At 64.6% G+C, this 18,976-nt stretch carries 24 protein-coding genes; 9 read left to right on the plus strand and 15 right to left on the minus strand.

Annotated elements, in window-relative coordinates:
• Nucleotides 1–82: 82 nt before the first annotated feature.
• Both nadA and MHAR_RS06845 read left to right on the plus strand, forming a co-directional pair.
• Complete coding sequence (nadA, locus tag MHAR_RS06840; RefSeq protein ID WP_014586880.1) at nucleotides 83–976, plus strand: quinolinate synthase NadA; 894 nt, start codon at nucleotides 83–85, stop codon at nucleotides 974–976.
• Nucleotides 977–1,093: 117 nt separating this feature from the next.
• Nucleotides 1,094–1,273 (plus strand): hypothetical protein, encoded by a 180-nt coding sequence (locus MHAR_RS06845; RefSeq protein WP_014586881.1) that lies wholly within the window; start codon nucleotides 1,094–1,096, stop codon nucleotides 1,271–1,273.
• Between the two features lie 88 nt (nucleotides 1,274–1,361).
• Here the strand turns inward: MHAR_RS06845 and MHAR_RS13695 are convergent, their stop codons facing one another.
• Together MHAR_RS13695 and MHAR_RS06850 are read right to left on the minus strand one after the other, a co-directional pair.
• Nucleotides 1,362–1,517 (minus strand): hypothetical protein, encoded by a 156-nt coding sequence (locus tag MHAR_RS13695; RefSeq protein ID WP_187287784.1) that lies wholly within the window; start codon nucleotides 1,515–1,517, stop codon nucleotides 1,362–1,364.
• The gene (locus MHAR_RS06850; RefSeq protein WP_014586882.1) at nucleotides 1,486–2,076 is read right to left on the minus strand and encodes a hypothetical protein; all 591 of its coding nucleotides are present in this window, start codon (nucleotides 2,074–2,076) and stop codon (nucleotides 1,486–1,488) included. Before MHAR_RS06850 ends, MHAR_RS13695 begins: the two co-directional genes overlap by 32 nt.
• A 157-nt stretch (nucleotides 2,077–2,233) precedes the next feature.
• Between MHAR_RS06850 and MHAR_RS06855 the strand changes: the two genes are divergently transcribed.
• The 3 genes from MHAR_RS06855 (at nucleotide 2,234) to MHAR_RS06865 (ending at nucleotide 4,799) form a co-directional block, all read left to right on the plus strand.
• A complete protein-coding gene (locus MHAR_RS06855; RefSeq protein ID WP_014586883.1) occupies nucleotides 2,234–3,511 on the plus strand; it encodes a BaiN/RdsA family NAD(P)/FAD-dependent oxidoreductase in 1,278 nt (425 codons plus the stop codon).
• Nucleotides 3,512–3,527: 16 nt separating this feature from the next.
• Nucleotides 3,528–4,334, plus strand: coding sequence for an alpha/beta fold hydrolase (locus MHAR_RS06860; RefSeq protein WP_014586884.1), 807 nt, complete (start codon nucleotides 3,528–3,530; stop codon nucleotides 4,332–4,334).
• A 105-nt stretch (nucleotides 4,335–4,439) separates the two neighbouring features.
• The gene (locus tag MHAR_RS06865; protein WP_014586885.1) at nucleotides 4,440–4,799 is read left to right on the plus strand and encodes a VOC family protein; all 360 of its coding nucleotides are present in this window, start codon (nucleotides 4,440–4,442) and stop codon (nucleotides 4,797–4,799) included.
• A gap of 175 nt (nucleotides 4,800–4,974) precedes the next feature.
• Here MHAR_RS06865 and MHAR_RS06870 read toward each other — a convergent pair whose 3' ends face one another.
• From MHAR_RS06870 to MHAR_RS06885, 4 genes are all read right to left on the minus strand, one after another.
• Nucleotides 4,975–5,220: a hypothetical protein gene (locus MHAR_RS06870; protein WP_143763328.1), complete on the minus strand. Its 246-nt coding sequence runs from the start codon at nucleotides 5,218–5,220 to the stop codon at nucleotides 4,975–4,977.
• A 94-nt stretch (nucleotides 5,221–5,314) separates the two neighbouring features.
• Nucleotides 5,315–5,680: a cupin domain-containing protein gene (locus MHAR_RS06875; RefSeq protein ID WP_014586887.1), complete on the minus strand. Its 366-nt coding sequence runs from the start codon at nucleotides 5,678–5,680 to the stop codon at nucleotides 5,315–5,317.
• Nucleotides 5,681–5,712: 32 nt separating this feature from the next.
• Nucleotides 5,713–6,171, minus strand: a complete 459-nt coding sequence (locus MHAR_RS06880; protein WP_048144900.1) for a nucleoside deaminase — start codon at nucleotides 6,169–6,171, stop codon at nucleotides 5,713–5,715.
• A gap of 41 nt (nucleotides 6,172–6,212) precedes the next feature.
• Nucleotides 6,213–7,187, minus strand: coding sequence for a saccharopine dehydrogenase (locus MHAR_RS06885; protein WP_014586889.1), 975 nt, complete (start codon nucleotides 7,185–7,187; stop codon nucleotides 6,213–6,215).
• 436 nt (nucleotides 7,188–7,623) lie between these two features.
• Between MHAR_RS06885 and fxsT the strand changes: the two genes are divergently transcribed.
• On the plus strand, nucleotides 7,624–9,285 hold the full coding sequence (fxsT, locus tag MHAR_RS06890; protein ID WP_014586890.1) for an FxSxx-COOH system tetratricopeptide repeat protein: 1,662 nt from the start codon (nucleotides 7,624–7,626) through the stop codon (nucleotides 9,283–9,285).
• Between the two features lie 61 nt (nucleotides 9,286–9,346).
• Here the strand turns inward: fxsT and MHAR_RS06895 are convergent, their stop codons facing one another.
• The 4 genes from MHAR_RS06895 to MHAR_RS06910 form a co-directional block, all read right to left on the minus strand.
• Nucleotides 9,347–9,817, minus strand: coding sequence for a thermonuclease family protein (locus MHAR_RS06895; protein ID WP_187287785.1), 471 nt, complete (start codon nucleotides 9,815–9,817; stop codon nucleotides 9,347–9,349).
• Nucleotides 9,818–9,917: 100 nt separating this feature from the next.
• Nucleotides 9,918–10,223, minus strand: a complete 306-nt coding sequence (locus MHAR_RS06900) for a ferritin family protein (RefSeq protein WP_014586892.1) — start codon at nucleotides 10,221–10,223, stop codon at nucleotides 9,918–9,920.
• Between the two features lie 99 nt (nucleotides 10,224–10,322).
• Nucleotides 10,323–11,015 carry a queuosine precursor transporter gene (locus tag MHAR_RS06905; protein ID WP_014586893.1) on the minus strand — a complete coding sequence of 231 codons (693 nt, stop codon included), beginning with the start codon at nucleotides 11,013–11,015 and terminating at the stop codon, nucleotides 10,323–10,325.
• Between the two features lie 8 nt (nucleotides 11,016–11,023).
• Nucleotides 11,024–11,995: a replication factor C small subunit gene (locus MHAR_RS06910; protein WP_048144903.1), complete on the minus strand. Its 972-nt coding sequence runs from the start codon at nucleotides 11,993–11,995 to the stop codon at nucleotides 11,024–11,026.
• Between the two features lie 183 nt (nucleotides 11,996–12,178).
• Here MHAR_RS06910 and MHAR_RS12485 point away from each other — a divergent pair, with 183 nt between their 5' ends.
• Complete coding sequence (locus MHAR_RS12485) at nucleotides 12,179–12,985, plus strand: DUF333 domain-containing protein (RefSeq protein ID WP_014586895.1); 807 nt, start codon at nucleotides 12,179–12,181, stop codon at nucleotides 12,983–12,985.
• Between the two features lie 197 nt (nucleotides 12,986–13,182).
• On the opposite strand, the gene MHAR_RS06920 is transcribed toward MHAR_RS12485, so the two are convergent.
• The gene (locus tag MHAR_RS06920; protein ID WP_052301048.1) at nucleotides 13,183–14,631 is read right to left on the minus strand and encodes an NAD-dependent succinate-semialdehyde dehydrogenase; all 1,449 of its coding nucleotides are present in this window, start codon (nucleotides 14,629–14,631) and stop codon (nucleotides 13,183–13,185) included.
• 173 nt (nucleotides 14,632–14,804) lie between these two features.
• Here MHAR_RS06920 and MHAR_RS06925 point away from each other — a divergent pair, with 173 nt between their 5' ends.
• Nucleotides 14,805–15,758 (plus strand): NAD-dependent epimerase/dehydratase family protein, encoded by a 954-nt coding sequence (locus tag MHAR_RS06925; protein WP_228369516.1) that lies wholly within the window; start codon nucleotides 14,805–14,807, stop codon nucleotides 15,756–15,758.
• Nucleotides 15,759–15,944: 186 nt separating this feature from the next.
• On the opposite strand, the gene MHAR_RS06930 is transcribed toward MHAR_RS06925, so the two are convergent.
• The 4 genes from MHAR_RS06930 to MHAR_RS12490 all read right to left on the minus strand — a co-directional run bounded on the left by MHAR_RS06930 (nucleotide 15,945) and on the right by MHAR_RS12490 (nucleotide 18,373).
• Entirely contained in the window at nucleotides 15,945–16,490 is a 546-nt protein-coding gene (locus MHAR_RS06930) for a ribbon-helix-helix protein, CopG family (protein WP_143763330.1), read from the minus strand.
• Nucleotides 16,491–16,621: 131 nt separating this feature from the next.
• Nucleotides 16,622–17,080, minus strand: coding sequence for a formylmethanofuran dehydrogenase subunit E family protein (locus MHAR_RS06935; RefSeq protein WP_014586899.1), 459 nt, complete (start codon nucleotides 17,078–17,080; stop codon nucleotides 16,622–16,624).
• A 4-nt stretch (nucleotides 17,081–17,084) separates the two neighbouring features.
• Nucleotides 17,085–17,444: a YdhR family protein gene (locus MHAR_RS06940; RefSeq protein WP_014586900.1), complete on the minus strand. Its 360-nt coding sequence runs from the start codon at nucleotides 17,442–17,444 to the stop codon at nucleotides 17,085–17,087.
• Between the two features lie 92 nt (nucleotides 17,445–17,536).
• A complete protein-coding gene (locus MHAR_RS12490; RefSeq protein ID WP_014586901.1) occupies nucleotides 17,537–18,373 on the minus strand; it encodes an ATP-binding protein in 837 nt (278 codons plus the stop codon).
• 126 nt (nucleotides 18,374–18,499) lie between these two features.
• Between MHAR_RS12490 and MHAR_RS06950 the strand changes: the two genes are divergently transcribed.
• The gene (locus tag MHAR_RS06950; RefSeq protein ID WP_048144907.1) at nucleotides 18,500–18,976 is read left to right on the plus strand and encodes a hypothetical protein; all 477 of its coding nucleotides are present in this window, start codon (nucleotides 18,500–18,502) and stop codon (nucleotides 18,974–18,976) included.

Below are 18,976 nucleotides of genomic sequence, written 5' to 3' on the forward strand. Positions count from 1 at the left end.
TTCCTTCAATCCGGACCCGCCCTCCTCCCTCTGGGGCGAGGGGAGCGTTTTTAAGGATAAGCCGCCCTCACTGCCCCCAACCATGCTCGCCGACGATATACTGAGGTTGAAGAGGGAGCGGAACGCCGTCATCCTCGCCCACAACTACCAGCCCGGAGAGGTCCAGGAGGTCGCAGACCTCCGGGGCGACTCCCTGGAGCTCTCCCGGGCTGCGGCGAGGGAGGAGGCTGAGGTGATAATCTTCTGCGGCGTCGACTTCATGGCCGAGACCGCGGCTATCCTCTCCCCCGAGAAGAGGGTGGTGATGCCGGCGGCGGGAGCGAGCTGCCCCATGGCCTCCATGATCACGGCCCGGGATCTCCGGGGCTTCAAGGAAGAGAACCCCGGGGCCGCCGTCGTCTGCTACGTCAACTCCTCCGCCGAGGTGAAGGCGGAGAGCGACATCTGCTGCACCTCCGCCAACGGGGTCGAGGTGGTCGCCTCCCTCGCGGAGGAGACGGTCCTCTTCGTCCCCGACAGGAACCTGGGGAGGTACGTCGCCCGCTTCACCGAAAAGAAGATCATAACCTGGAACGGGTACTGCTACGTCCACGACAGGTACACCCCGGAGGACGTCTCCAGGGCTTGCGCCCTCCACCCCGAGGCCGAGGTTCTCGTCCACCCCGAGTGCAGGCCCGAGGTTATCGACCTCGCCGACGGCGTCTACAGCACCTCGGGGATGGCGAGGCGCGCTAAGGAGAGTCCGTCCCGAGAGTTCATCATCGGGACTGAGGTGGGGATGAACTACAGGCTGAAGGAGGAGAACCCGGGGAAGGAGTTTTACCCCTTGAGCGAAAAGGCGGTCTGCCTCGACATGAAGAAGACGACCCTGGAGCGGGTCCGATCCGCCCTGGAGACCCTGGAGCCGAGGGTCACCGTCCCCGAGGAAGTGGCGGGCCGGGCGAGGGTCGCCATCGAGAGGATGCTCTCGATCTGATATCCCCTCCCGGACCAATACTTTTATAGGCAGAGGCCATTACCAGGACAATCGCTTCCCCTTCGCCAGGACCCCAGACCGAAGGGAGTTTTGAGATGAAGGTGGGAGCAAGGCCTGGTGATCAAAATCAGCCTGAATATCAATGCTCGTCAGCTCCGGTATCCCCTCATCGCGGGCAGCGTCCTGCTGCTTTTAGCCGCCGTGTACAGCGATGCTAACCAGTTGACCATAGAGCCGTTGATAGAGCTCTTGGGGGTGGTCCTGATCCTCATCACCGCCGCCATATGGAGAAGGTGATCTAGCGAGAGTTGGATCCGTCTGCCTGAAACCATCCCCATCCAATTTTCCATTTCGACCTTAGAAGGCCGATCCGCCACCAAAAGGCTCAGGCGGTCTTCTTCTCGAAAGCGGGCTTCCCCGCCCCCTCTCCTCTCTTCGCCGGTCTAGCCGGCCTTCCCTCCTCCCCGCCGCCGCCCTCCTCCTGGAGGTCCTCGAGGGCGTCGGGAAGCTCAGCCCCGCAGATCGCGATCCCTCCCTTCAATCCCATCCCCCGCTAATCCGCCCGCTCCCGGGCCGCCCGCGGAATCCTCCCACCTCCGGAGGTCTCTTGCCAGGCCAGCCGCGATCTCCGCCGCCTCCTCCATCCGCTGGCGGGTGGCGCGCCCCCGGGGGCGGACCTCCGACCCGAGCCAGTCGGCGAGGTCGTCGAAGAAGGCGGTGAGCCTCCCGGTGGCAACGGCCTCGGCGAGGGCGAGGGGGTCGAGGACGCATTCGGCCGCGACCTCTCCGCCGACGAGCCAGCGGGCCCTGGCCCCCAGGGCGTCGCCGAAGGGCCCGCCGTAGGTGAGGGTGAGGTGCCAGGAGGCGCCCGCCGATGACCCGCAAGGCGGGTCGATCCTGAAGGGCAGGGGGTCTTCGCGGTCGAATCGGTCGCAGACCATCCCGTCGGGCCCGGCCCGGACGACCTCGACGAGGAGGAGCTCTCCGATCCGGTCAGCCCTTCTCCTGATCTCCTCCTCCAGGGCCAGGATCGCCGGGAGGGATCCGGCAGTTCTATCTCTGTCTTCTCTTGTCGGGGTCTCTCTCGCATCGCAGATCATTAGGCCACCTCTCGGATCTCTTCTCGGGCTTGTTTGGGATGGGGTGGATAAAGGCTTGCCCATCGGCTTGAGCATCAGTTCCCGTCTTCATGAGGGTGGGTCAGCTCGGTATGGGCCAGATCGGGATGGCGATTTATATCATAACGGGAGATTCCAAATGGTCGTCGTCATGTCGGAGGATAGGAGCCGGGATGAAATCTGGGATCTCATCGTCGTCGGAGCGGGCCCCGCAGGCCTCTTCTGCGCCGCCAGCGCCTCCGGCGGGAATCTGAAGGTCCTCGTCCTGGAGAAGAAAAGCTCCCCCGGCCGAAAGCTCCTCATCTCTGGCTCGGGCCGATGCAACCTGACCCACGATGGCGAGGCGAGAGCCTTCCTCGACCATTACGGTGATGCGGGCCGCTTCCTCCGGCCGGCCCTCCTCGGCTTCACCAACCGTGACCTCGTCGCCTTCTTTGAGGAAAGGGGCCTTTCGATGACAACGCTGGAGGGGGGCAAGGTCTTCCCCGAGACCCAGAGGAGCCGGGACGTCCTGACCGTCCTCCTGGCAGAATGCGAGGCCCGGAAGGTGGAGATATCGGGCGGCAAGACCGTGACCTCCATCGAGAAGTCGGAAGAGGGGTTTCTCGTCGCCTGCGGCAATGATATCCATCGGTCCCGCTTCCTGGTCATCGCCACCGGGGGCCGGTCGTACCCCGCCACCGGCTCGGCCGGCGACGGCTACTCCTTCGCCGGGGCCCTCGGCCATTCCATCGCCGAGGTCGGCCCCGCCCTCGCCCCCGTCCGGATCAGGGATTATCCCTTCGCCGACCTCGCGGGGATCTCCCTCCCCGGCGCCAGGGTCTCAATATTCCGGGGGCGGAAGGCGAAGGAGGGGGTGGGGGACGTTCTCTTCACCCACGATGGGCTCTCGGGGCCGGGGATCCTCGACCTCTCCAGGGACATCCGGGCCGGGGACCTCCTGAGGGTATCGTTGGCAGGGCTCAGGAAGAAGGAGGAGATGGAGAGGTGGCTTCTCGCAAGGTCCGAGGAGGAGGGCGGCCGAAACCTGAGGTCGGTCCTGGCGGAGCTCGCGGTCCCCGCGAGGCTCGTCTCGAGGGTCCTCGAACTCCTGGAGATCCCCCAGGACCTCAAATGCGCCTCGATGACGAGGCGGATGAGGATCGACCTTGCCGACCGTCTCTCCGGCTTTCCTCTGATCGTCGATGAGGTCGGAGGCTACGATTCGGCGATGGCGACCAGGGGCGGCGTCGCCCTCTCGGAGGTGGACTCGAAGACGATGGAGTCGAAGCTGGTCTCGGGGCTCTATTTCGTCGGCGAGGTCCTGGACGTGGACGGCGATACCGGCGGCTACAACCTCCAGGCCGCCTTCTCCACCGGGTTATTGGCGGCTAAGAGCATTAGAAGGCGGCTTGCCGAAATCGAGGACGGAAGGTGAACCGGGGGCGTGGTCTATGTCGGAGAACGAGATCATCGACCTGAGACGGCATGGAAGGCCGCCCTACACCGTCGCCCTCCTCCACGGCGGTCCGGGGGCCCGGGGAGAGATGGCGCCGGTGGCGCGCGTCCTCTCTTCCAGCCGGGGCGTCCTGGAGCCGCTCCAGAGGGCGACCTCGGTCCGGGGGCAGGTGGAGGAGCTCCGAAGGGATCTGGAGGCGGCGGGGGACCCGCCGATGGCCCTCATCGGCTTCTCCTGGGGCGGATGGCTCGGCTTCATCCTGGCGGCTGAGCATCCCGACCTCGTCGGAAAGCTGATCCTCGTCGGGTGCGCCCCCTTCGAGGAGAGGCGCGCATCCGCCGTCCACCTCACCAGGATGAGCCGCCTCGGGGTCGAGGAGAGGAGGGAGGCCTCTTCTATCCTCCGCCTCCTGGAGGGGCCTGAGGTGGCCGGGGCGGAGGAGATGGACGCGGCCCTCCGGAGGCTGGGGGCGATCTTCTCGAAGGCCGATTCTTACGACCCCATATTACCCGAATCCGTCGACGTGGACCTCCAGCCGGAGGCGTTTCAGGCGGTCTGGAGGGAGGCGGCGGAGCTGAGGAAGAGCGGCCGGCTCCTGGAGCTCGGAAGAAGGATCGAATGCCCGGTGGTGGCGATCCAGGGGGAGCATGACCCCCATCCGGCCGAAGGGGTCCGCCTCCCCCTCTCATCGGTTCTCAAGAGCTTCCGCTTCTTCCTCCTGCAGGAGAGCGGCCATAAGCCGTGGATCGAGAGGAGGTCCAGAGACAAATTCTACCAGATCCTGGATCATGAGCTGAGATGACGGCCTCTCCTCAAGGCTAAAGACCCTCCCTCTAGATAGGCATCATGGAAGCTTCTCAAAGACCGATCGCCACCTTTTTCTCTATAAAAAAAAGATGTATCTCTCATGCCGCGAGTGATCCATTTCGAGATCCCCGTCGACGATCCGGAGCGGGCCGTCAACTTCTACTCCGAGGTCTTCGGCTGGAGGCTGGAGCGCTGGGAGCCCTTCGACTACTGGCTCGCCTACACCGGGGAGGGGCCCGGGATCGACGGCGCCCTCAAGCCCCGGGAGAGCCCCGGCGAGGGGACGATGAACACCATCGAGGTTCCAGACCTGGAGGTGGCGATGGCGAAGGTCGCTATAGAAGGGGGCGAGGTGATCTCCGAGATCATGACGGTGCCGGGGGTCGGCCGCTTCGCCCGCTGCCGGGACCCGGAGGGGAACGTCTTCGGGATCATGGAGATGGACGAGGCGCCCGAGTGAGGCCGCCCTCCCCAGACCCCGCCCCTCCGGGGGGTTTTCCGGCCCGGGGATCTCTCCAACCCCACATAATACCGCATCCCCTCCGCCTCCCGGGAGGGGGCGCGGTCGGCGGTTCGATGGCGGCCTCATCGGGGCCTGATGGAGGCGTCCGACGATGGCGAATCCGCCAAAAAGCTCAGTACTTCTCGAGGAACCACTTCTTGTCGAACTCTTTGATCTCTCGAACCGTCGTCTCCGGCTTCCAGACCACCACCATGGCGATGTCTCTCTCAATATCGATCATGTTGTAGAGCTCCACCTTGACGAAGGCGGGAACGGTGTAGGCGGTGAGGGCGACCTTCTTCGCATCCTCGATGAACTCGTCGTAATTCTCCTTTCGGATTATGTAGGTGCTGTCAAAGCTGTCCTCCAATTTCTTCACCTCCAGAGGATCATCCGTCCGAATCTACTAAAACTTTTTGATCAGATCTTCTCAGATCTGTGCTCCTCGACCGTGAGCCGCCCTTCCCGGCCCCTCAGGCCGCCTCGTCCTCCTCCTTCCTCCAGGGAGGAGAAACCATGCACAGGAAGATGAGACGTCCGCCCCCGACGTTCTCTATATGCTGAATCGACCCCGGCGGTATGTATACCGCCTGGTCGGGTCCCACATCGCGCGATTCGCCGTCGATGTGAATTCTGCCCCGACCTTCCAGGATGAAGTAGACCTCCGAGGAGCTCTTCAGCTGGTGGGGGGTGGAGGCTTCGCCGGGGCCGAGCCGGGCGTGAGCTAGGCTGTAGCCCATGGATATCTCCTCCTCCCTGTCCGGGTGGAGGAGCTCGCAGATATCGGTCCCGTCCCCCGCGACGAACCGCCGGCATCTTCTCAGGTCCTTGACGAGCATCTTCTCACCAGAACGGCCTTCGGAAGGGACGATCAGAAGAGATCGGGGCTCACCTCGGCGAGGAACCGGTCCCAGAGGCCGGGGCGCCTCCGGATGAACTCGGCGAGGATCTCCTTCGCCTCCGCCAGGTTCAGATCCACTACATCGATCCCGTGGGCCTCCATGAAGGCCCTCGCCTCGGGGGCGCTCTCCGCCTCTCCGGCCACAACCCTCTTTATCCCGAACTGGACGGCGGCCCCTGCGCAGAGGTAGCAGGGCATCATCGTCGAGTAGAGGGTCGTGCCGGCGTAGCCCCCCGTTCGCCTCGCATTTCGGAGACAGTCGATCTCGGCGTGGATAAGCTGATCCTCCTCCTGGACCCGCCGGTTCCGGCCTCGGCCGATGATCCTCCCCTCCTCCACCAGGACGGCGCCGATGGGAACTCCCCCCTCGACGAGCCCCGCCCTCGCCTCCTCCATCGCCGCCCCCATGAACTCGAGGTCTCTCTTCATCACGCCCTCCGTCTCATCCTCCCTCTCGCCGCCCCTCCGCCTCAACCCCCATCCACCTCTCCTCTGGGGCTGGATCGGCCCCGGACCTCCTCCCCTTCCTCGACCTCTGCCCCCATCCTGACCAGGTCCGCGAGGAGCCTCCCCGGGTCGACGATGTGGCCCATCATCGATAAGCCCGCCTTTCTCGCCGTCCCGTCGAGGATCTGGAGGAGGAGGGAGACGACGGGCATCGCCGTGAAGCCGTAGACGTCGTCGTGGCCTGCCCTCAGGCGGACGAGGACCTCTTCGCCGCCCCTCTCCCCCTCCGCCTCCAGGACGACGGCGACCGCCTCCCCCGGCGGTGTGAACCTCTTCGACCCCCAGACCAGAAGCCAGGCAAGCCTATCTCTACCCAGGCCCGATTTGACCTTGCCGAGGAGGTAGGCGAGGGGGGTCACCACCCCGTCGACGAACCAGTTTATCCCGGCTACGTAGGCCCCCAGCTCCTCGACCCCCAGCATCTCTGGAAGGCCCCTCATCTCCGCCAGGGTCGTCGGATAGCAGGTCTTCACCCCCAGGGGCGGGCCGAAGTCGACCTTCCGGACCTCCCGGGCCCCCGCCCCCCTCCACCGGCCGTCCCTAAAGACCTCGGCGGAGTATTCGCCCAGAGCCTCGACGAGCTCCAGGGCGGCACCGCCGGGGTCGAAGTCGGTCCTCATGGCAACAGAGGCGGCGGCCTTTCTGTATCTGGTGAAGCGGCCTTCGGCAGCCCGAGCGAAGACCGAAGGGAGCCCGGGAAGAAATCCCGCCTGGGTGACGAAGGCGAGGCCAGCCCCCTCGATCTCGGGGCGGAGCCCCTCGAGGACCGCCACCCCGGCCTGGGGGTAGTGGATGTCGATCCAGTCCGCCCCCGCGGCTAAGGCGGCCCTCGCCGTCGTCTCGATGAAGGGGACGGTCGTCGCCGCGTCGATGACCAGGTCTGCGCCCTGGAAGGCCTCCCTCAGGCTCGGGGGGTCGGGAGGCGTCGGCTTGGGCATAGGATGCTCGGTCCCCGGAGAACTCTCGGTTCAGAGCCTCCGCCAGGCCGCTGGCCCTCTCCTTCCGCCTTCCTGCGACGATCAGGTCGGCGGGGGTCATCTTCAGGATCAACCTCGATATGGCGGACCCGGCGCCGCCGTAACCTCCAAGGACCAGGATGGAATCTATTGTCAAGGATCGACCTCCTCTTCCGGGCTTTCGTCCGTTGATGGCAGGTGTAATCGGGGATGGGGGCGATGACCCCCCACGTATTTTCGCCCTCCTGGAGTAAAGGGATTTCGGATCTTCCGTCAGGATCCGTCCTCGCCTCTTCCTCGCCTGAGCCTATCGTTTCCCACCCAATAGATCCGCCCCTGGAGGATGGCCGTCGGAGCTTCCGCCCTTGGTTTCTAGATGGGGTTAAGCTTAATAGATGCCGATCGATAATATAGGCTGATGATAGACCTATTCCTGAAGGGCAGAAGAAACCCCCACTTCTCCGGCCGGAGCTCGACCTTGAAAGATCTCCAGGACCGCCTCAAAGATGGCCCCGTCCTCCTCCTCGGCCCCGACGGCATCGGCAAGAGCGCCATCGCCGAAGAGTACGGCCGGATCCACTTCAGCGAATATGACCACAGGCTCTGGGTCAGGGCCTGGGACGGCGCGGTCCTCGCCTCCGACTACGCCTCCCTCGCCGAGCCCCTCGGGATCCCCTCCGAGGAGGATGGGGACGTATCGGACCTGGCGGGGTCCGTCCGGGCCCATTTTGAGGAGAGGGGGAGGTGGCTCCTCGTCTTCGACGGAGCCCCCTTCCCTGAGGCCCTGGACGGATTTCTCCCGGAGGGTGGGGGCGACGTCGTCGTCACATCCCGGAGCTCCGGATGGCCGGGGTGGTCGGCCCTGGAGGTCGGGCCCCTCGACCTCCAGGAGGCGGCCGGGTTTCTCCTTCAGAGGACGGAGAGGGAGGACGCCTCCGGAGCGGCGGCCCTGGCCCGGGAGCTGGACCGCCATCCTCTCTCCCTGGAGCTGGCGGCGGCCTACATCCGCTGGACGGGAGCTTCGATCTCCAGGTACCTGGATGATCTGAGAGGCCGCCTGGCCGAACCCCCCGCCAGAAAGCTCCCCGGCATTCCCGAACCCCTGGCCGCCGTCCTGGAGATCTCGGTAGAGCAGGTCGGAGCCGTCTCCCAGGAGGGGCTGGATCTCCTCACCCTATCGGCCTTCCTCGCCCCCGAGGATCTCCCCGTCGACCTTCTCGAAAAGACCGCCGCCCTCTTGCCCGAGTCGGTGGAGCTGGGGATCGCGGCCCTGGAACGGCGGGGCCTGGTGAGGCGGGGCGAAGGGCTCCTATCGGTCCATCCTCTGGTCCAGGCCTTCGCCTACAGCCGCCTTGACGAGGAGGAGAGGAAGGCCTGGGCCGCCGAGACGGTGCGGTCCGTCGCGGGCGCCTTCGGCTCTTATATCGAGGACCTGGCCACCTGGCCGGAATGCCGCCGTCTCCTCCCCTCCGCCCTCTTCTCCACCCGGAGGGTCGAGGAGGTGGGAGGCGGCTCCGAGGAGGCCTCCCTCCTCCTGAGCCAGGTCGGCCTCTACCTCCACCGGAGGGGGGACCTCCGGGGGTCGAAGGGGGTCCTAGAGACGCTTATCGTCATCGATGAGAGGCTCCACGGCCCCGACCATCCGGAGTTGGCCACAGACCTCAACAACCTGGGGTCGGTCCTCCGGGCCCTCGGCGACCTTTTGGGGGCGAGGAGGTCCTTTGAGAGGGCTATCGCCATCGAGGAGTCTCAGCCGACGCCGGACAGGCTGAAGATAGCCATCAGGGAGAACAACCTGGGGACGGTCCTCCGGGCCCTCGGGGACCTTCCGGCCGCCGTCGCCGCCTTCGAGAGGGCCCTCGCCATCGACCGGGAGGCCTACGGGCCAAACCACTTCAAGACCGCCATCCGCCTGAACAACCTGGGGGAGGTCCTCCAGGAGATGGGCGACCTGGAGGGGGCCCGGGATAGCTACCAGCGGGCCTATCGGGTCTTCAGCCAGATCCTGGGCCCCGGCCACCACTACACCCGGCGGGCGGAGGAGAACCTCGTCTCCCTCCGAGAGGAAGGCTCAGGCTGAAGAAGAAAAAGGGGTCGAGGATCGTGGACTTACGGTGCCTCAGGCCCCTTTCGCCTGGCGCTCAGAGCCGATCGGGTATCTTCCAGTCCGTGGGATCGAACTCGTTGTCTTTGAAGTCCTTCACCACGGCGTGGCCTGAAGTCACCAGCATGGCGTTGAAGTTGATGAGCTCGCCCGTCTCGGGGTCCTCGACGTAGGCGAGGCAGATCCATCGGCCGTATCTATCTCTTCCTCGGAGGTCGTCGACGTCTAGGTGGACCGTCTCGCCGGTGAGGATCGTCTCGGCGAAGAACTTGGAGGCCTTCCCCGCCGGGGTGTCCATCTCGGGGGCGTCGACGTCGGCGAGCCTCACCCGGCCGAAGCCCTCGACGTCGAAGGTATCTCCGTCTACGACCTTCGTCACGAGCCCCGAGGCCTCCGGCGAAGGGCCCTCCGAACCTCCCCCTGGGGGAAAGAGGTCCCCTAGGGGGCTATTGTCCAGACAGCCCCCTCCTGCGAGGAGGGCCGAGATGACGATGGCCATCGGCAACATATATGGGATCTTCATCCGGGGCTCCTAATTGGTGGCGACGGTCCGACGAGCTCGGGTCGGTGGCTGCTCATGGGAATAAAAGAGATGGCCGGCTACCGGCCTACTCTCCCAGCTCCTCTATGATCTCCTCCACCTCTTCCCTCCCCTCTTCGTACTTCTCCTCCTCATCGGGGGCTAGCTCCTGCAGGAGCCTAAGAAACTCTCCGGCGTGGACCCGCTCCTCGTCGGCGATATCGACGAGGACGGCTTTAGCCAGCTCATCGTCCGTAGACTCAGCAAGCTGCATGTAGAGCTGGACCGCCTCGTACTCGGCGGCGATCATGTACCTGATCGCCCGGATCAGCTCCTCGGGGGTGAGCTTTCGGTCGCAGGCGAGGCCTGAAAAGGGGTTGGCAAACTCTGGCATCTCCTATCTCCTCCTGAAGACGTTTTTTTCAGCAAGTTTAACCCTATCGCGGCCAAGCGATAAGAGTTTCGGTCCTCCCGGATTTACTGAGCCTGCGGCTCATCCTCCTCCCGCCCTTCGGGCCGCCGCCACCGCCAGGTAGATGAAGGGGGTGTCCAGGGCGGCGATGAGGAGCTTTATGGCGTACTGCCCCACCATCATCTGGATCAGGACCGAGTTTGGAAGGATGCCGTAGAAGGCGAGGGTGATGAAGATGAGGGTGTCGATCGCCTGGGAGGCGGCCGTTGAGGCGTTGTTCCTGAGCCAGAGCCTCTTCCCCCCGGTCTTCTCCTTCCAGAAGTGGTAGGCCCAGACGTCGTGATGCTGGCTTACCAGGTACGCCACCATGGAGGCGGCCACGACCCTGGGGGCGAAGCCGTAGACGGCGTCGAAGGAGGAGGCGAGGCCCGGGTCCATCAGCGGCGATGCCGACCACCGGAGGGCGATGAGGACGGAGACGAGCATCACCACGTTGGCGGCGAGACCCGCCCAGACCGCAAGCCTCGCCTTCTCCTTCCCGAAGAGCTCGCTCAGGATGTCGGTCAAAAGGAAGGTGGAGGCGTAGACGAGGACCGCCGCCGGAGCGATGAAGGGGCCGAAGGAGATGGTCTTGACGGCGAGAAGGTTGGCGAGGACCGTCAGGGAGGCGAAGACTCCGACGGCGATCTCAGGTCCCCGGCGGGCTGCGAGGATCGCCGAGGCGGTGACGATGGCGAGGGTCGCCGCCGCCCAGAAGATCGGGACGAGGTCCATCTCGCCCCTCAGCCCTCGGTGCCGGCGAGGGCGAAGTAGGCGAGGAGCGCCTCCAGCTGGATCCGCTCGTTCGCCCCCTCCGTCATCCTGAAGTCGATCTCGCCGATCCTGTCCATCAGCCTCACCAGGGTCGGTCCGGAGAGCTCGTGGGAGTCGAGGAGGCTGAGGGTCTGCCGGTGGATCTGGATTATGACGTCCTCTCCGGAGAGCCCCTGGACGAGGAGGAGGTCGTCGAGGAGGCTCCGGGCCTGGGTGAAGTTGCCGGCGAGGGCGGTCTTCATCAGGTCCCGGATCTGCTCGGGGCGGGCGGTGGCGGTGATCTGGTAGATCGTCTCCTCCGTCACCGACTCCTCCATCAGGGAGGCGGCCTGGAGGGCGTTGATCGCCTTCCTCATGTCACCCCTGGCGACGTAGACTATCGCCCTCATCCCCTCCGGGGTCACCTTCACCCCCTCCGCCTCGGCGATCGTCTTCATCCTCTCGGAGACCGCCTCCTCGGAGAGGGACCTGAACCGGTAGACGGCGCACCGCGACTGGATCGGCTCGATGATCTTGGAGGAGTAGTTGCAGGATAAGACGAACCTGCAGATGGAGCTGTACCTCTCCATCGTCCGCCGGAGGGCGGACTGGGCGTCGTTCGTCAGGGCGTCCGCCTCGTCGAGGAAGATCACCTTGAACTCGGCGTTGCCGAGGGGGGCGATCCGGGCGAAGTCCTTCACCTTGTGGCGGACGACGTCGATCCCCCGCTCGTCGCTGGCGTTCAGCTCGATGAAGTTTCCCCGCCACTCCTCTCCGAAGAGCTCCCTCACCATGCTGATGGCGGCGGCGGTCTTGCCGACGCCGGGGGGGCCTGAGAAGAGGAGGTGGGGGACGTTTCGGCTCCTGACGTAGGACTTGAGCCTCTTGACGATCTCCTCCTGGCCCACCACGTCGTCCAGGCTCATCGGCCTGTACTTCTCGATCCAGATCTCCTCTTTTATCCTGAACCCCTCCTTCCTGACGACCTGGCCCCTATCTCTATATCTAATTTCCCACCTGCGGCCGGGGTGCGATCGGTGCCGAGCCCGATCTTGCCGATGGGGGGAGGGCGGGCCGGGGCCGCCGTATACATTCAAAAATTTATATATACGAAATCCGCCGTAGTATAGAGAGAGGTGGATCTGATGGCGGATTTGATGATGGCATCTATGACCCTGATCGTCGCCCTCCTGGCGGCGGCGGCCCTGGCGGCCCCGGCGGCGGGGATCGCCGATCCGGCCTGCGTCTACTGTGAGGCCCTCGGCTACAATTGTAGCAACGGAAACTGCACCTTCCCCGACGGATCCTCCGTCCCGGCCTGGGAGTTCTACCGCGGGAAGGCGGGCCAGAAGTATTCGTTCTGCGAGCTTCAAGGATATCGGATCGAGAGCCGGACCGAGGATATGGGCGGCTGGACCAGCGAGTACGCCGTCTGCGTCTTCGATGACTGCTCCGAGTGCGGCGAGGAGGAGCACTTCGCCGGCACTTGCGGCCCTTCCAACTGCAGCTCCTGGACCATGGCCGAAGGGTGCCGGCCGCCCTTTGAACTCAACGGCCTGCTCTCGATGGCAGCCCGGATCAACAACTCCGTCGGCCGGGCCGCGGAGGACGTCCTCGGCTGGGACGTGGTTCGCCGGGGGGAGGATGGGATCTGCCGCAGCTACTACCTGGCCCAGGAGCCTCTGATCGGGATGACCGAGCCGGCGGAGGTGGACTGTCCCTCAGGCCTCAGACCCTTCGACAGGTACATGGTCGGCTATGAGGAGGCGATCGCCAGCATGAGGTCGATGCGTTGCGGCACCGCCTTCGTGAACCTCACCCTCAGCTGGCCGGCGGCCCCGGAGTTCGGGGAGCCGGTCTGGCGGATCACCACCGACATCGGAAACGAGATCGTCGTCGGCGCAAACTGCGGCCTCGGCGGATGCAGGCCGGCCGAGCAGAGGACCCCTTGAGGAGAGAATGTTCGGGAGAGGGGGAGGGGCTGGAGGAGACAGAGGCCGAAAATCTTCCCGTCCTCTGCTCCTTCTGATCTTCTCATATTGACCGGCTCGAATAGGTGGACCTATTTAAACACTTAGAAGAAAGTAAAAAGCAGGTCTTCCGTCCTGCAGTTTCGGATCTTGCCGGGAAGAGTGAGCTATCGGCCTAGTCATATCTCCTCCCCCAGGTGGATCCGGATGTGCTTCTCCTCCATGTACTCGTATAAGGCGCACCGGGACCGCTCCCTTCCCAAGCCGCTCTCCTTCCAGCCGCCGAAGGGGGCCCCCGGGACTATGGGGCTTGTGGTGTTGACCCCGACGGACCCCGCCTCCAGCCTTTCGGCGAAAAAGAGCCCCCTCTTCATATCCCCGGTGAAGACGTAGGCGGCAAGGCCGTACCGGGAGGCGTTGGCGAGCCTCAGCGCCTCCTCGTCGGTCGAAAAGCTCATCATCGGCGCCACGGGGCCGAAGGTCTCCTCCCTCATCATCCTCATGGAGGGGTCCATCCGGTCGAGGACGGTGGGAAGGAAGAAGAAGCCGCGGCGGAACTTTTCCCCCTCCGGCCTCCTCCCTCCCCAGAGGACCCTCGCCCCCCGCTCCAGGGCGTCGGCTATGTGGTCCTCCGTCTTCTTTCGCTGCGCCTCGCTGAAGATGGGCCCGAGGTCGACATTGGGGTCGAGGCCGTCTCCGATCCGGAGCCTCTCCGTCCGCTCGACGACCTTCCCGGCGAACTCCTCGGCGACCGCCTCCTGGACGTAGATCCGATTGACGCTGATGCAGATCTGCCCCATGTTCGAGAAGGCCCTCTGGACGCAGGCCGCCGCCGCCCCATCCAGGTCGGCGTCGTCGCAGACGATGGCGGGGGCGTGCCCCCCCAGCTCGAGGGAGAGCCGCTTGACGGTCTTTGCCGCCTTCGCCATGATCTCTTTTCCCGTATCCGTCTCCCCGGTGAAGGATACCTTCCGGGGGATGGGGCTCTCCACCAGGGCCCCGCCCACCTCCTGCCCCGAGCCGTGGACGAGGTTGATGACCCCCGCCGGGAGCCCCGCTCCGGCGACGGCCATGACGAACCTGGTGGCGGCGAGGGGAGCCTGGCTGGAGGGCTTGGCGACGACGGTGCAGCCGGCGGCCAAGGCGGGGGCTACCTTCCAGGCGAGGAGGTCCACCGGATAGTTCCAGGGGGAGATGACGGCGGCGACCCCCAGGGGCTGCCTTATGACGAGGCTCCGGCTTCTCCCCGAGGACGGGACGACCTCCCCGGTGATCCTCTCCCCCTCCTCGGCGTAGTACTCCAGGGCCTCCGCCGATCCGGCGACCTCCCGCCTCGCGTACGCCAGGGGCTTTCCCTGCTCCATCGTCAGCAGAAGGGCGATCTCCTCGATCTCCTCCCGGACGGCCTCCGCCCCCCGGCGGAGGAGCCCACCCCGAACCCTCGGCTCTCTTTCCGCCCAGGCGGGAAAGGCCCTCGCCGCCGCCTCCAGGGCGAGCCTGGCCTCCGAACGACCGCCGAGGGCGACCTCGGCCACCGCCTCCCCCGTGGCGGGGTTAGTTATCAGAGCCCCCCTCCCGGTGGCGGAGTCCACCTCCTCTCCGTCGATCAGCATCTTGAACCGTTCCATCAGATCCAACTCCAGTTTGCGATCTCAGCTTCAAGACCTCGATTCAGACCTCTAATATGCCCCTCTCCAGAGATAAAGGGGGAGGATCTCTCCCCTTCAGGCGGTCCTCCTCGTCCCCATCGACCGACACCGTAAAATTCTCCCCATTCAGATCCCCACCGAGGCGAACCGAGTTGATAAGAGATAGATCCATCCTGGTGACGGGGGGCGCCGGCTTCATCGGAAGCCACCTCGTCGATCGGCTGATCGATTATAACAGGGTCACCGTCCTCGACAACTTCAGCTCTGGGAAGGCGGAGCATATCGAGGACCATTTAAAAAACCCCAACTTCACCCTGGTGGAGGGGGACCTCCTCGACCGGAAGGCCGTCGAGGCGGCCCTGAAGGGCTGCGATCTCGTCTTTCACCTGGCCGCAAACCCCGACGTCAAGGTCGGGGCCGAAGACTCCAAAACCCACCTCCACCAGAACGTCATCGCCACCTACAACCTCCTCGAATCGATGAGGCTTCGGGGCGTCGCCGAGATCGCCTTCACCTCCACCTCCACCGTCTACGGCGAGGCTGGGATCGTCCCGACCCCGGAGGGGTACGGCCCCCTCCTCCCCATATCCCTCTACGGGGCGTCGAAGCTCGCCTGCGAGGCCCTCATCTCCGCCTTCTGCGGCACCTTCGATATGCGCTCCTGGATCTTCAGGTTCGCCAACATCGTCGGGGACCGGGGGACCCACGGCGTCATCGTCGACTTCATAAATAAGCTGACGGCGAGCCCGGCGGAGCTTCTGATCCTCGGCTCCGGAAGGCAGAGGAAGTCGTACCTCCTCGTCGACGACTGCATCGAGGCGATGGTCTACGCCGTCGCCAGAGCCGGCGGAAGGGTGAACGTCTTCAACGTCGGATCCGCCGACTCGGTGGACGTCACCGAGATCGCCGACGTCGTCGTCGAGAAGATGAAACTCTCGGGGGTGCGGTACAGGTACACCGGCGGGATCGAGGGGCGCGGCTGGCGGGGGGACGTCAGGACGATGCTCCTATCCATTGAGGCTCTGGAGGAGCTCGGCTGGCGGCCGAAATACAGCTCCAGAGAGTCGATCGAGCGGGCGGCGGAGGCGCTCCTCCGCCCGAGATGAACACCCGGAGCCATCCCCGCCGGCCTGACCACGGGTTCGCCTCCGGGAGGATGGGGCAGGATAGGCGGGATTAAAGGCTACGGAGGCAGGCGGCAGGAGGGATCCGGGCGGGGGAGCGGAGCCGAAGATAGGCCGCATTGGGTAGGCGGACGGCGTAGCTCGAGATTCACAGCCGGCCCTAAGCCTTCAGGGGAGGACCCGGAGCCTGAGCTTAGAGAAGTCCTCCTTCACCTCCACCCTGATCCCCATCTTGGAGAAGATGTCCAACAGCTCCGTCTTGATGAACTTCTTCGGTATGTCGTAGCCGAGGAGGAGGGTGAAGTCCGTCTCCGAGGTCCTGCTCAGCTTGAAGAGGTTGCAGAGCTCAAGCCTCCTCAAGACCGCCTCAGCCTTGTGGTTCTTCTTCTTGAACTCTTCGGCGTGGGCCTCGGAGACCTGCTGGTGCATCTCCCAGAACCGCTCCCTCTCGGGGTGGGTCTCGATGAAGCTGAGAAAGAGGATCCAGTGGTCGATGTCGAGGATGATGTGCTCGCCGACGGATAGAAGGTCGGAGTAGGCGTAGATCTTCTCCTCGTCGACGGAGCTGAAGAGGGGCTTGTGCTTGCTGTAGAACTTGAGGGCCTCCCGCATCAGCTCGCTCTGGGATATCCCCAGATCTTCCCTCATCTCTCGGAAGAGCTTCGCGGTCTCGTCGTCGAGGGCTATCGTGACCCTCTCCGGGGCTTTTGCCATATCGAGCCTCCTTTCCCCCCGCATGTATTTACCTTTTTTCCGATCCGGCTCCTCCGACGGCGCGATATCCCGGAACCTGCCCTCGGGGCTACAGGGAGGGATCTCAGGGGAAGGGCGCGGCTGGAGGGGGGTCAGCCTGGACCTCGCTCCCAACTGAAGAGCTCCTCGTCCGACCTTTTGGAGATCTTCCGGGCGGCCTCCTCCAGGGAGGCGTACCTCTCCCTCCAGCTCTTTATCTCACCGACGACCTCGGCCCTTGCCCTGATAGTCACCCTCCTCCCGGAAGCGGAGAACTCCGCCTCGGCGATCCCGGGGGGCTCGACGGATATGTTGCCCCTCCCCAGGGTGCAGCCCGCCGAGACCTGGATCCCGTCCAGGAGGCAGGAGAGGGAGGGGACGGCCCCGGTCTTGACCGCCGCCTCCATCTCCCCCGGGGCCGAGTCGAGCTCCCTTCTGGCGAAGAGCCCCATCCTAACCCCCAGGACTAGGAAGGGGCCGAGGTGGCCGTGAAACTCGACCGCCCTCTCGATCGTCTCTTCGAGGATCGACCCCCCCGCCCCCGCGGCTCCATCCGCCGTCGAAGGCCTCACCGGGTCAGCCCCCGGCCTTCGGCTCCGAGAGCCAGGAGCCCTCCCCCTCCACCACCGCCTCTTTGCAGAGGATGGCTCCGACGTCCAGGACGGCGACGACCTCGGGCTTATACCCGTATTTTTCGGGGATCTTCTTCCGCCACCGGTCGGAGCGGAGGTACTCCTGGAGCTCCTCCTCGGTCCGGAAGATGTACAGAGCCCCCCACTCCCCCCTCTCCGGGTCCGACCACCAGACCTTGCTATAGAGGCCCGGCATCTCCCTGAAAGCCTCATAAGAGATGAGGAACTTCTCGCGCATCGCTTCGACGTTCTCGGGGTCCCTGGGCCTGAAGACGACCCATAGGGCTTTCTTTTCGCTGACCACAAAACTCCTCCACTAGCGTCTCCATCTTCTGCCTGATATCAATTTTGTCTTGATGGGATCTTCGGGCCACCGAAGTCGCTGGCCCAGGACCTCTAAGGCCTTTCACCATCGCCTGCAGCTCTTGATCCGTATTTGGCGACGAAGGCGATGGGGTAGTAAAGTTTGGCGCGGCCTCGCCTCTCCACCAGCCTTCTTGCTTTCGTCGGGCAGGTCGAAACGCAGAGGCCGCAGCCGTAGCATCTATCGGGATCGAAGACGACCCTGCCGTTGACGAGGCGGTTCGCCCCAAAGGAGCACCTCTCAACGCATCTGTTGCATCCTCTGCATCCGTCGGTGCTGAGGCTTATGATGTCGGGCCCGGGGCTGAGGACGCCCCCCAAGAGCTGGTGGGCCCTCTTGGGCAGGCAGACCTTCCCATCGCAGTTGCAGATCACCACCATCCAGCCCGTGGACTGGAGGCAGGCGTAGAAGGTGGGGATGCACCCCTCTTCCCGGAGACGGTCGAGCAACCCCTTCGCCTCGGCCGAGCTTATCACTCTGATGCCGCCCTCGTCCCCTTTCGCCCTCTCGTATACCTCGGTGCCGTAGAGGACGGTCAGCTCCTTTATGAGGGTCCCCTCCCTCCTCCCCAGGGCCTCCTGGCATACGCAGGGGCCGACGATGATCTTCGAATCGCCGGAGTTGGACAGGGCGTCCAGGAAATCCTTCGCCCTCTGGGTGCTCACCACCTCTCCCCGAGGGAGGAAGTCCAGCCTCTCCCGCATGAAGAGGAGGATCGGCCTGCCCCTTCCTCGGAAGAGATCAGATTCCATCATCCGGTCCAGGATTCTGAGGATCGTCGGCTCGGATCGGGCAAAGAGGGTATGAATAAAAAGCTGAAGCTTCCCCACATCCTCCAGTTTTCCATCCTCAGCTATGCGGTGAGCCATGATGAGATCTTCTCAGCTTTCGCGGAATGAATCTTCTTCGGTCAGATTTGTCAGATCTGCGAGATTAGTCAGATTTGTCAGATCGGCAGAGATATCTATTTATCCATATCATATAGAAAAATGATCATGCTCAGGGCGGGAGACCTCTTTCTGGCCGGGAGGCAGGGAGGGGTCGTGGGCGCTTTTCTGAAAGGCAGAAGAGGATGCATCGGGGTTTCCGTCTACCACATCATGAGGCTCGCCGGAACCAAAGACCTCACCATCGGAACGGCCAGGGCGAAGGTGGTCGCCGACTGCAAGCCCTTCGACCTCATCTACTTCAAAGCCTCAGGATGCGAGCCGACGGTCCTGGCGGAGCCGGAGCTCGGCCCCGCCCGCCTCGCGAACGCCCGCCGTTCGAGAGACTGCAGCATATCCGACGTCGGAGACCTCATCTCCATCGTCCTCGGCCACGCCGATCTCCCGGGGCCGGGGGAGAGCGGGACCCCCCTCTTTCAGGACGGGAAGGTGGTGGGGATCCTCTCCTCCATAAACCTCAACGCCGGCAAGGGTACAGCCATCTCGGCGAGGGCGATCGTGAGAGGGGCCGAGGGGCTGATCTGA

The sequence above is a fragment of the Methanothrix harundinacea 6Ac genome (assembly GCF_000235565.1).
Classification (GTDB): Archaea; Halobacteriota; Methanosarcinia; order Methanotrichales; family Methanotrichaceae; genus Methanocrinis; species Methanocrinis harundinaceus.